This window comes from Limnothrix sp. FACHB-406 (assembly GCF_014698235.1).
Lineage (GTDB): Bacteria > Cyanobacteriota > Cyanobacteriia > CACIAM-69d > CACIAM-69d > CACIAM-69d.
The window spans coordinates 20,914-33,268 of sequence record NZ_JACJSP010000009.1; the positions used below are offsets into that span (position 1 = coordinate 20,914).

General features: G+C 47.8%; 7 protein-coding genes and 1 pseudogene. 2 read left to right on the forward strand and 6 right to left on the reverse strand.

The features are described from left to right. Window positions 1-954: 954 nt before the first annotated feature. Window positions 955-2,193 (reverse strand): EAL domain-containing protein, encoded by a 1,239-nt coding sequence (locus H6G53_RS10485; RefSeq protein ID WP_190532720.1) that lies wholly within the window; start codon window positions 2,191-2,193, stop codon window positions 955-957. A gap of 1,429 nt (window positions 2,194-3,622) precedes the next feature. Here H6G53_RS10485 and H6G53_RS18975 point away from each other — a divergent pair. Next, window positions 3,623-5,353, forward strand: a complete 1,731-nt coding sequence (locus H6G53_RS18975; RefSeq protein ID WP_190532724.1) for an ATP-binding protein — start codon at window positions 3,623-3,625, stop codon at window positions 5,351-5,353. Window positions 5,354-5,559: 206 nt separating this feature from the next. On the opposite strand, the gene miaA is transcribed toward H6G53_RS18975, so the two are convergent. The 5 genes and pseudogenes from miaA to H6G53_RS10515 form a co-directional block, all read right to left on the reverse strand. Beyond that, window positions 5,560-6,732: a tRNA (adenosine(37)-N6)-dimethylallyltransferase MiaA gene (gene miaA / locus H6G53_RS10495; RefSeq protein WP_190532727.1), complete on the reverse strand. Its 1,173-nt coding sequence runs from the start codon at window positions 6,730-6,732 to the stop codon at window positions 5,560-5,562. Window positions 6,733-6,891: 159 nt separating this feature from the next. Then, window positions 6,892-7,773 (reverse strand): prohibitin family protein, encoded by an 882-nt coding sequence (locus H6G53_RS10500; RefSeq protein WP_190528325.1) that lies wholly within the window; start codon window positions 7,771-7,773, stop codon window positions 6,892-6,894. A gap of 423 nt (window positions 7,774-8,196) precedes the next feature. Continuing rightward, window positions 8,197-9,525, reverse strand: a complete 1,329-nt coding sequence (locus H6G53_RS10505) for a recombinase family protein (protein ID WP_190532730.1) — start codon at window positions 9,523-9,525, stop codon at window positions 8,197-8,199. A gap of 226 nt (window positions 9,526-9,751) precedes the next feature. Next, a pseudogene (locus H6G53_RS10510) lies at window positions 9,752-10,180 on the reverse strand (SufE family protein); the annotation flags it as partial. 112 nt (window positions 10,181-10,292) lie between these two features. Continuing rightward, complete coding sequence (locus H6G53_RS10515; protein ID WP_190532736.1) at window positions 10,293-11,381, reverse strand: isochorismatase; 1,089 nt, start codon at window positions 11,379-11,381, stop codon at window positions 10,293-10,295. A gap of 292 nt (window positions 11,382-11,673) precedes the next feature. Between H6G53_RS10515 and H6G53_RS10520 the strand changes: the two genes are divergently transcribed. Beyond that, window positions 11,674-12,135, forward strand: a complete 462-nt coding sequence (locus tag H6G53_RS10520; RefSeq protein WP_190355625.1) for a hypothetical protein — start codon at window positions 11,674-11,676, stop codon at window positions 12,133-12,135. Window positions 12,136-12,355 lie beyond the last annotated feature (220 nt).

Below are 12,355 nucleotides of genomic sequence, written 5' to 3' on the forward strand. Positions count from 1 at the left end.
CAATCGCCAGAGCAATCCCAGAATTTCTCAGAATTTCTCAGAGCTTATTTGCAGCTAATGGATTTACTCTTACGATCAATCTTGAAACTAACTCAGTAGTTGATTTGCATTCCCATTCTTTAAGATTTGGTAAATGATTACATGGTTTTCAGATATTTTTCAGACATTTTCAGTCATTCATTAATCAGCTTCATCTCCTCGTTTAGAGTTGATTAGAAGCATGGTCAATTTGGCAGGAATACCCCCAAATTATGCACAAAATTTTAGGAAAAAATTGTGAAAAACTCGGAAAGGATGATCGATCGTTCAACTATGTTGAATGCCAGCATGTGACAATTAACACCCATCAGCTACGGAGCCTATGACTCAGCCAGGTTTATACCAAGAGCGATCATTTCAACTCTCGATCATTAAGTGTTAATACTGAATTCAAACCAATTTTGACTCTTGTCCAATAGAGTTTTCGGCTTGAATTCTGGATTAATCTCTCGGCTGAGCAGTGACTCGGTTGGTGTTCAGACTTGATGCAAAACTCTTAAGAGATTGGGAAGTAGCCTGGTAGTGAAGATCATAGAGAGCAACAATGCACAATCAGAGAGTGATGCGTTAGACAATAGTTGCACCTTCATCGTTACAGCAGGGCTGAACACCAATTCCATAAACGGTAGCTATATTAGGAGCTAAGTGACGATCGTGGATGTGATCTAGTGCACAGTTTCAATAATTAGGTTTGTAATAGCTGCTGGGGCTGTGTTTATGCTTCCAAACCGACAGCCGCGAATGATAAACTCATAATCCGTGAATTTGTAACTGGTGAACTTGCCAGCAACAGCTAAAGAACGCCCCCATAGACCAGTAGCCGCTGCTGGTTATTCGGTTTTTGGGCAAATCTGACTAAATGAGTTAATGGTTAAATTGGCTACTGAGTGACTCAATCCGTCAGATCGTGATTTCCTAGGAGTCTAGATCTTGAATGAAGTCAATCACCGCCGCCGCATCCAAAGGGCGCGAGATTAAAAATCCTTGGGCCATCTGACACCCCAAGCCTTGGAGCGTGTGCAGGTGGTGTACCGACTCAATCCCCTCGGCCACAATTTGAATTCCCAAGTGCTCGGCCAGGAGGGCAATCATTCGCACGATTTCCCACTGCTCCCGCAGGATGAATGAGCGATCGATCTTCAGCGCATCGATCGGGAACTCATGGAGTCGGGCCAAGGAGGAATAGCCCGTGCCGAAGTCATCCACATAGATCGCAATGCCCAGTTGCCGGAATCCTTGCAAAATTGCCAGCACATCCATGCCCAAGTCCAAAGCAACGGATTCCGTTAGCTCCAGGTGCAAACAATGGGGGGGTAATTCCGTTTCGCGCAAGATGGCTTCGCACTGCCCCAGCAGGTTCGGTTCCAACAATTGGCAAGGGGAAAGGTTCACGCTAACCCACAGATTTGAGTCAATCATCCCCGTCCGCTGCCAGTGACGAAGCTGGGTGCAGGCTTCCCGAATGGCCCACAGGCCCAATTCAGCAATGAAACCGCTACTTTCGGCGATCTCGATGAAACTATTGGGCTGCATCAATCCTCGAGAGGGATGTTCCCAGCGCACCAACGCTTCCAAACCCACGGCGCGCCCGCTGCCCAAGCAAATCACGGGTTGGTAAACCAGCACAAATTCTCCCCGCTCAACTGCCCCTTGCAGTTCGTTGGCCAGCCTTAGGCGTTCGATCGCGGCGGTTGTCAGGACGTTGGGTTGTTGGGTTTCGCCCTCGATCGCAACGGCCAAACTCAGCAACCGATGCGTGTTAGACATGGCAATTCGTAACAGCCGCCGTGCGTTGGGGTCGGTCACCGAGTCTTGATCCCTGGTGAGCAGTCGCAGGGCCCCGTGAATTGAGGCGAGGGAAGCCCGCAATTCGTACCCCAGAGAAACGCTGGTGTTGCTGTTGGTGTTGATGTTGGTATTGCTGTTTGTGTTAGCGGTAGTTTTCAGATGATCTTTGGCATTGAGGTGATTGCTTGTGGGTAAACTTTGGGGCAAATTTGGGGGCAAATTTGCAGACAAATTAGCGGGTAGGTTAGCGGGTGCGTGGGCGGGCAAGGAGGCCGTTGCAAGAGCGGGGGAAGGGGAATCGAATGGGTTTGGTTCGGGTAAGTCGATCGCCCTGGGCGATAACTCTGAGTCAGAAATGAGAAACATTATCCAAACTCGCTCTAGTAGGTATCGTGGATCCACCGCTGTTCAATGCCAGACTAGGCAGAAAAGGTGAAAAAGTCGAGAATTGCGCGAAATTTCATAGGTATATGAGGCATTTTTTAGATTAACTGAACACCTCAAGTTCTCTTTACCTTTATCAAGCCATTTCGATCAATGTTCGATTCAGAACATGAAATTATTTTGAATATTTTTGCGATTTTTCAACTTTGTTTTGATATTTATTGTTAAAAATTTCTTGAAAAGATATAATTTTCAATCTTTTTTGGAAAAAGCTCACAAAAGCAGACGTACTCAAAATCAATCAAGAATGAATTGATAGCACTCCATCAAGTTTTGATCCTTGGCAAGTTTTCTGACAAGAATGAGCTAAGAGCCGCTACAAATCAAAAATCGTGATCTGATGTTGCCAATTTAAAGGGATGCTTGGAATAAAAATTCAAGTTAAGTTCTTTTAATAATGATCAATTTACATGACAAATAGTTTTCAAGATAGTTTCCAAGGTTGTTGAACAAATTTTGCGACCCAAGCGCGAGCAACATACAGACAAGATCCTGACGAATCGGAATTGGCCAAATATTTGATTAGATACCTGACGAGATTTATTATAAGTGATTTATTTAAGGAGATTTAAAAATCAAACTATTTTGGGATGGACTGATGGTAATTGAACTAGCGATCGGGGCGGATGATGGTGAACTTCAGGGCGATCAAACAAATCCCGAGCGGCGGGAGGGTTCAAATGCTGTAATGGAGGGGAAGACCGGATAAGTTCTACAAGCCGCCCGTTGCTTGGGGAAATTGAGGGTGACCTGCCCATAACAGGTCGCGACAAGGGCCCCGTGCGAAGTATTTCCCTGATGACTAACACGGAATTTCGCGTAATGATGGTATAAACGATGGCGGTTGCACTGTCGTAATTGCGGGTGTAGTTGAAGGCTTGATGGTCATGTCGCGATCCCGTTGCAATTCAAACATTGCCATGGAGCGATTTGTTATTTGGAGCTACCTCTATCCTCCAGACCAAAGTGCTTGATTTAACTGCTTCATTCATCAGATTTTTGTTAAATTCTCTGTTAATACCGAATCAATTCTCTGTGGCTGGGTGACAGGAGACGCTCAAATCCGTCTCTGATCAGGTGCATCTCATCTCCCTCTGCAAATAAAATTGAATCTGAAAGAAAGGTGAAACCAGGGTTCGGCGATTGCGAATCGGGTGGCTCTCATCACGAATCGGATTGCGGGTCAGGCAATAAACGATGGGGACAATTCAGGGGAACGCATAAGATGAACTAGAGAGCCTGTCGATCGCAGTTAAAATTCAAAAGTTTTTCGGGTAGCGATGTTGTCTGCTGCTTCTGTGCAACTTATGTGGCTCTGCAAGTGCTGTACCAGGCCCAAACAGTCGGGCGTATGACGTTTTCTGATTCTGCATCTCAGGGCAATCCCTTGCTCAACCAAGCGACCTCGCTGTTTTCGCCCCGGGTGTTGCTGGTTGAAGACAGCCCGATCGACGTTCGCCTTGTGCAACTCATGCTGCGGAAGGCGGAGTTTTTGCTGTCGGGGGTTGATCTGGTGGCGGTGGGCACCTTGGCAGAGGCGCTGGTTTGCATTCGACAGCAGCGTTTTGATGTGACGTTGCTGGATTTGTCGTTGCCGGATTCGGTGGGGCTGGGGACGCTGCGCCAACTGCAGGCCGCTCAGCCCACGATTCCCGTGGTGGTGTTGACGGCAACGGGTGATGAGCAAGCGGGGGTTGATGCCCTGCGGTTGGGGGCCCAAGACTACTTAATTAAGGGGGAAATTTCGCCCACGCTGTTGGTGCGATCGATGCGCTATGCGATCGAACGGAAACAGGCGGAGTTGCGGCTAGCGGATTCCCAATCATTTTTGATGGATGTGTTGAACCTGTCGCCGGACGCGATCGCGGTGTTACAGGTGATGCGGGATGACCGGGATCGGGTGGTGAATTTCCAGTGGCGGTTGGTGAATCCGGCGGCGGAGCGGGCAACGGGCTGCTCGGCGGCGGTGCTGGCCCAGCGTAGTTTGCTGGCCCATGGCACGGATCCGGGAGCACGGGCGGCCGTGCCGTTTAGCGCGGAGCCGGTGGTGATGGGCGAGTCGGAAGTGGAGCAGGCGGCAAGGGCCAGCCAAGAGTTATTCACCTGGTTGCTGCCGGTGGTGACGGAGGAAGCCAACCAATCGCGCGAGGTGTTCGATCGGCGATTGAATAGTTGGTTTCGGGTGGATGCCTGCAAGTTGGGTGATGGTGTGCGGCTGATGTGTCGCAACATTACCCAATACAAGGCGATCGAACGAATGAAGGATGAATTTGTCTCGATCGTGAGCCACGAGTTACGCACCCCCTTCAGCTCTTTGCAGGGTGCAATTAAGCTTTTGGCCACGGGGCGTTGTGATTTGCAATCCATGCAAGGACAACAATTAATTGCGGTGGCCCTGCGAAGTGCAGAACGGCTGGGGCAAGCGATTGATGTGGTGTTGCGATTGGCCGATTTAGCCTCTACCGAAAGCCTGGCCAAACAACGCTGTTGGGTTCAAGATTTGGCCAATCGAGCCTACGATCGCGTGGTCAATCGATTACAAGCTCAAAATTTATCCATTACTTATTCAATTCCCAACGACTTAACCGTTTGGGCGGATCCCGATGCCATTTTAGATTTGTTCGATCGCATTTTAGATAATGCAATCAAGTTTTCATCCCCTGGCTCAGTCTTAGGATTTGCGGTCACCCTTTCGCCGCAGGATGTGATTTTTCATATCACTGACCATGGCTGCGGCATTCCTCCCACAGACCTAGAGCAAATCTTTGAACCCTTCTATCAAGTGGACTCCTCCGACTCCCGATCGCGCGGCGGACTGGGTGTTAGCTTAACCCTTTGTCGTCGGATTGTGGAGCAGCATGGCGGACAAATTTGGGTTACCAGTGAACTAGGAAAGGGCAGCACTTTCCATATTTCTTTACCTCAAAATTGGAGCGAGCTTCCGGAATCTCAAAATCCAGAAGCCAATCATCTTGCACCAGGTTCCCTTGACTGTACTAGTCTGGATCGAAGTAATAACATTGAAGGAATTATCCAAACCACTTACACCATTTCTCAAGAGCCAAGGCTATCGTCTTCCTAAGAAAAATTCAGAAATTTGATTAGCTATTGATATGATTCTTGGTTAAACCTTGATTAGTTTTCAGTCCACCGCGAATCTTACTGTTGTTGTGTTTCGTACCTCAACCCAACCTACTGGCTTGGTTAAATCTTAGTTGGTTCTTAGTCAATTTTTGGTTGATTTGATGAAGCATTTTGTCATTTTTTACATCAGCTCAATCAAGAATTTTAATCGAATTTTTTACTGTCAATCAAGAAATTTTGCACCAACCCTAGAGCCATTTCCAAGAGCCTTGGGTGATCGGCATCCAACCAATGAATGTTAGGGTCTGCCCGAAACCAAGTTCGCTGCCGTTTTGCAAATTGGCGAGTGTGAACAGCGGTTAACTGTTCTGCTTCTGTCCAAGTTATTTCGCCATTCATTGCTTGCAACACTTCGCGATAGCCCAAGGTTTGAAATAGGGGCAAATCTTGACCGTAAAGTTCCACTAACTGATGAACCTCCTCCACAAATCCTTGCTCAAACATCGAGCGAGTGCGCTGTTGAATTCGTTGCCATAACCGATCATTTTCATCTGGGGCTGATTTTTCTTTTCCGCGCTTTCTAGGTAGCTTACGAGAAGAATTTTGAGGATGAATTTGGGAACGATCGGGTTGTTCGATCGCCCTCTTTGAATCGTTTGAATCGGTAGTCGATCGCGAGTTAGCAATTAGGCCATCTAAACTTTTAGTACCGAGGCAGTCTAGACCAATCTGCAAAATTGGATAAGCGGGGGGAGCTTCCCCTTGCAAGCTAGAAATCGGCTGACCTGTGGCGTAAAAAACTTCCAGTGCTCGGATGGTTCGCACATCATCACGCTCATGGATTTGTTGGGCAGAAACAGGGTCAACAGTCAACAAAAGTTGGCGGCGATCGAGGCGAGTCAGTTGCTCCAATTGCGATCGCAAGATTGGTTGGGGTGGCACTTGGGGAATGCGTAACCCTCGAACCACAGACTTAATATAAAGTCCTGTTCCTCCAACCAATAGGGGAATTATTTGACGTTGATGATAATGATTAATCAGTTGATTTGCCTGGGTCTGAAACTCAGCAACCGTGAAGACCTCAACTGGATCACAAATATCAATTAACTCGTGGGGAACCACCGCGCGATCGCTCAACGATGGCTTAGCAGTTCCAATATCAAAATTGCGATAAATTTGGCGAGAATCTGCTCCCAAGATCACGGAGTTTAAAGACCGCGCTATCTCGATCGCTAAGGCAGACTTGCCCGAAGCTGTTGGCCCCACAATCACAATCAGCTTAGGCGTAAAATCCGCACCTTCTGAAGTTGAATTCAATGGGCGATCGAGGTAATGCTCATCCGCTGCCATGGTGAGTTCCGACATTTGCGTCGCCAATTCAGATGTTTAATCAATAGAGTCTCAAGATTATAGGTAATTTTGGGTCACAGCTTTTCAGCAAATTGATTTAGCGCAATCCATGACTCAATTCAAGAGATGGCTCGATCGAACTGAGTCAGCTCAACAGCAATCAATTACAGATCTCTTGGCATTGCACTAATTACCACCTGGAGAAACCAAAATCGGTGAATTGCCATTGGTAATGATTACCTTTGTATTTTTAGATTCCGCTAGACTTTGCATGGCTTCAATTTGCTTCAATTGAATGACCTGATTGGTCAAGCCCTGAGCAACCGTTCGATTGTAGTTGGCGATCGCCTGGGCCTCAATTTGTTTGCGTTGAGCCTCTTGACGAGTTTTTGACAGCACAAATTCCATTTGCTTGCTTTCTTGTTCGATTTTCAATTTCTGTTGAATTGCTGCTTGGACAGTTTCTGGCAATTTCACTTCTCGCAACAGAGCCGCTTCCACCACAAATCCCAAAGGCTCCAGTTGTTGCGCCAACTGTCGGCGCATTTCTTCAGCGATCATTGTCCGCTTGGTTGAATAAATAGACTCGGCTGGATGTAATGCAGTAATTGAGCGAACAATTGCCCGAAATCGAGACACGACAATTTCTGATTCACTAGTGCCAATGGTTCGATAAACCTGGGACACTTTTCGCGGATCAATTCGATATTGGAGGCTAACATTCAAATCAAAAATCAAACCTTCTTGGGATGTTGCTTCAATACCTTCTTGAATATTTTTTAAGCGTGTCGAAAACATCACCACTCGCGAAAAGGGTGTGTTGAAATGCAACCCAGGTAACAATGGACTTTCTTCCACATTACCCAAGGAATCGCGCACACCAACGCTTCCCGTCGGCACATTTGCAACGAAACGACTAATGACATAGAGCGCCACAAAAACTGCCACAAAACCACCGCCGCCCCGTACGGCCCATCGAATAGGCAATGGGACAGGTAAATCATCACTTTTCAAAGCAGCAAAGGCTGCACCACCACCAATCAATAGCATTAGAAAAAACGTAAACATAGATCCGCCTAAAGCACTAGTACTGCCATTGAATATTAAAGTTCAAGCCTAATCAAAAGCCTGAACGACCAGCTTTTAAGCTGTGATTAAACTGCCCCATAGGCGACATTATAGACAGCGATTTATAAGTTGTGGAGATGGGCAATTTATTTTACGAGAAAGTAAAAATACGCAAAATTTATTTAAGATTTGATTTTGAGGTCAGTTTAAATTGCAGCGTAAACCCCCAATGATTAGCCACCAAAAACACTAAGACTATTCAAAATCTGTTTTAGATTTATAGGTTCTCTTGAAAGTCAATCACAAAAAAGAGACGAAAGTTCTCTGCTTTCACTCATCAATGAAACCAGAAAAATATCAATGTTTGATTTTCCAAAATGCCCTTAATCGTCAGCTCGGATTTTAAATATTTTTTAAAATATCTTAAAAAACAAAATCCAGAGATTGCACCCGCCAAGTCGGTTCTCCCTTTCCCTTGGCTGAATAAGTTAGCCAGATGCCTTTCAGGAATTCGCGAAAGTAAAAACGTCGTTCGGCTTCGGATAGATCTTGCCAAAATTCTGGAATTGACACCGATCGGGAAATCATCGATAAGCTGGCAGGGGGCAATTGCGAGAGTCGATCTTGCAAAGTTCCCATTTCGACCCGAATTTGATAGGAACGAATTTGCAATGTATTTTCATCTAGAATTCCATTTTCCTTAAGCTGAATAAGCTGGGCTAGGCGTGCTTCCTGGGCTTGAAGTTGTTGTTGAATTTGGGACTTTAATTGCTCAATATTGGGCAACTGCGCTTGACTCACTCGTTGTGGCAATTCTCGGCAAATGCGCTGAATTGTTTTCTTCAGAACCTGGTTATAGTCCGCTAATGGGCATCGATCGGGAGCTGATGGGCCTTTTCCGCAAGGATTGGGGCGCAAGTAAAGATAGTTGGGGGTTTTGGATCCCCGCGATCGCGTGGAAGTTATGGCTAATTTTGCTTGGCATTGGGCACAGCTCACTAACCCCGCCAAGGAACGCGCGGCGCTGGCCGTTTTGGGAGCTAAGGTCTGATTACGTCGCAAGAGCCGATCGACCTGGGCCGCCTCTTCGCGAGAGACCAGCGGGGGGTGCGTATTCAAAATCACATCACCATTTTTATAGGCTAGATCGCCTCGATAAGCAGGATTAGTCAGCCAATTACGACCCGTTGAAATTGAAATTTTCTTTTGATGTTTTTGGTTAATAAACCGCACGGCTCCTCGCAAGGAACCATAGAGCAAAAAGTTTTCAAAAAAATCTTTTACGATACTGGCCGCCGCTCGATCGATCACATACCGATCTTTGCCCCGTCGATAGCCAAAGGGAGCACGCCCCGGCGGCGGCAAGGCTGCTAATCGATTACGGGCGTGGCCTTTTTGAATGGCCTGTCGGTGCTGGTCTTGGTTCAGTTCCTGAAGCCATTGCAACTGTTGAATCCAGTTAGGATCGATTCCCTTGGGGAGGTCACCCTGCATCACCCGCAGCGCCACTTTGGCATGTTCTAACTGATTCAAAACATGGAGAATGGAATCGATCGAGTCGCCCAAGTCGCGAATTTGTCGGATGAGAAGCGTGTGAATTGCTCCCTGATTCACCAACTGCATGAGCTGCCCCAACGCCTGCCGATCGCCCAAGTCCACATACAGGTTTTGCACATCAATTTCCCAATTGATCGGCTCTGTCACCGATTCCAAAATGGGGTCATGATAAATATAGGCAACCGTTTGAGTCATCGCGTCTGGCTCATTGCACTTGATTCATCGCGCTTGGTTCATTGCGTTTGCGTTACCGTGTTTGCATCACCACTTTGTTTGCATTCCCACTTTGTTTGAATCACCACGTTTGAATCATTGAGCGTTCATCAACAGTTCAATCAGTCACCTTTTCAGACCCTTCATGATTAGATTCAAGGCTCGGTGGGGAGGACAATAAACCCAAAGCATTTAAATCCGCATGGGACTCTGACTTAAGTGATCGCGCCTGATCTTGCATCTTTTTGAAAATATTGAAAAACCCATTAGCCCGCGAAGGAGTCAGGCTAGCATTGAGTTTTGTTTGTTGAATGAAATCTGGCTTCAAAGCAATGATCACATCCGGCGCTAGACCATTCAATCCTTCCACTAAAAATGCCACCAAGCCTTTCACTAGTTGGGAATCAGAATCCCCCCGATACCAAACTTTGCCATCGGTGAGTGCTGAAGCCACATACACCTGCGAAGTGCAGCCATGAACCTTATTTTCAGGGCTACGATCCGCTTCATCTAGCTCAGGAAGCCGCTTCGAAAACCAGATGAGTTGCTCGTAACCTTGCTTAGGATTGGTAACTCGGGAAAATCGCTGAACTAATTTAGCCAAGGATTCCGGCAGGGCAGAGGTGGGAACAGTCATGGGCAGAAGCGCGAGTTGAATGAGCTTTTTTTGGAAAAACTATTTCTAGTTTACCATTTTGCCGAAATGACTTCAGCGCAGGTTCTCGGATTGAATGTTTCGCCTTTGGGGATTAGCGATTAAACATTGGCCACTGCTCGATCGAGTCCGTAGACCGCACCAAATGCATTCCCGCTGAAGCAAAGTCTTGGAAGGTTTGATCGGCCAATTCCGTGAAGTCAATTACCCCAGGAACCACCACGGGCGACATGCAATCTTCCAGCAAATAGACTCGATCGACAAATTCCGGCTTTTGCGTTTGAATCTCCCGCAAAAAGTCAGCCACTGTCCAAGCCACACAATGACTCTTTGCTTGCCCAGCAATAATCACCGCGTCAAATTCAAAAAGATGCTGAATCAAAGCCTGATTCTTTTGGGCGATCGGTTGTTGATGTTCATCACTCAGAATTTCAGGGCTGAGAATCGAATAGTTTTCCGTTAGGGGATGACCACCTTTCAGCTCAAATCGTGTTGAAATTTGCCGCGCAATGGCATGGGTAAAACAGGCGGCTTCAACGGCCGAAACCATTGCATGACCAATACCACCCAGCATGGAATGGTAGGGCCAAATGGTCAGGGGATATTTACCTAAATCTTCCAGGGTTTTGGTGTAGTGGGCGGCGTAGGTGGCCAAGTTGCCATGTACCTTCCCGGCTTCTGGAGAGCGATCGGGCGATGCCCCTTGGCCAAGGGAATCAGGCAGAAGCTGGAAACTGGCTTGCAATTGGGGATTGGGTCGCCAACGGCCGGTTTTGACCGCTTCCCAGTCAATGTTAGTCAAGGGGGCAGGATGGTTTCCTGCGGCATCGACCCAAAAGATTGGATGGAAAATCTGAGCCATCCCATGGGTGTCCAATGTGGGGATGAGTTCCGTGAGGAAGCTCAAATTTCGGTAAATAAATTGACATAGGCGGACATTATCTTCGACTGCCCCTTGCCCCGATCGCCCGCCCACGAACAACTCAAAATCAGGGATGCAGAACGTATTTTGCACATCAATCATTAACAGGGCAATCCGTCGCGAATCCTCCTGTGCCGGTGTAATTTGATGTGCCTTCGCCCATTGTTGAGCTGCGGTGGCCAGTTGGGCATAGGGTACACGCCAAACTTCGCCAACGCGATCGCCCTCAAACCAGTCAGGAATCGGTAATGATAAGGACATCAAGCAATTTTCTCCAATGTGAAAAGTCTGTATTCAAATGGTTCAAAAATGAATGCCAGATTATTCGGATAGTCTGATTTTTCCTCAGAATGAATAAACAGAAGGGATTGGTTGCTTAGCCTCAGCAGCAGCGATCGCTCAAGGCTCTCTCGCAGACGAGCTTCTTATGTTGTTAAACAGCCCCCAGCATCATTCACTCGTGTCAACTTACCCAAGCCCAGCGGCCACTACACTAACAACCGCTGAGGCAGCCAATTGTCCTGGCGCAATGGAGGGGCAACCGGGAACAGTCATGACATCGGCCGTGAATTTCAAGCGTTTATCGGTCATTGCGATCCTGCTTTGGGCCGGGGCTGCGGCCTTGGTGGTCATGCGGCCTCGCAACGAGACCCTCAGCCGTCTTGCGGAGCAGTTGGCCAGCGGCCATTGGCAAACGGCCAATGTCTTGACTTGGCAAATTTTGGCTCCTAATGCTCAGGTGGACAGCCTGATGCAGACGGACTGTGATTTGCTGCTGGAAGTCGATCGCCTCTGGAGCGACTATAGCGACGGTCAGTTGGGATTGCGCACCCAATCTCGTCTGGCCACCATAGCCGCTCCCACGAGCCTAGCCCAGGAGTGGGCGGCCCAGGAGGCTCCCGCACCCCTGCCTCCGCCCGGCAGCCTACCCAATGCGGCCAGTACCCACCAAGGCCCGGGATTGGCCGACCTGACAGCCCTGGCGATCGCCCGTTTTGAGCAATGCAAGCGCTAGAGCGACAGCTTCCGCCAAAGCATGATTGTGATGGATGGTTTTGGAGCAACCCCGTTACCCACTTTTGAACACAAACGGGTTGTGGCCAAGGATTGCAGATGGCTCGACCCCGATTGCCTGATCTGTTACGGTTGGTGCGATCGTTTGGTCGATCAGTCTCTTAACCTATGGCCTTGCGATATCTAGCCTTGCAATTTCTATCTTTGCAATTTCCAGCGCT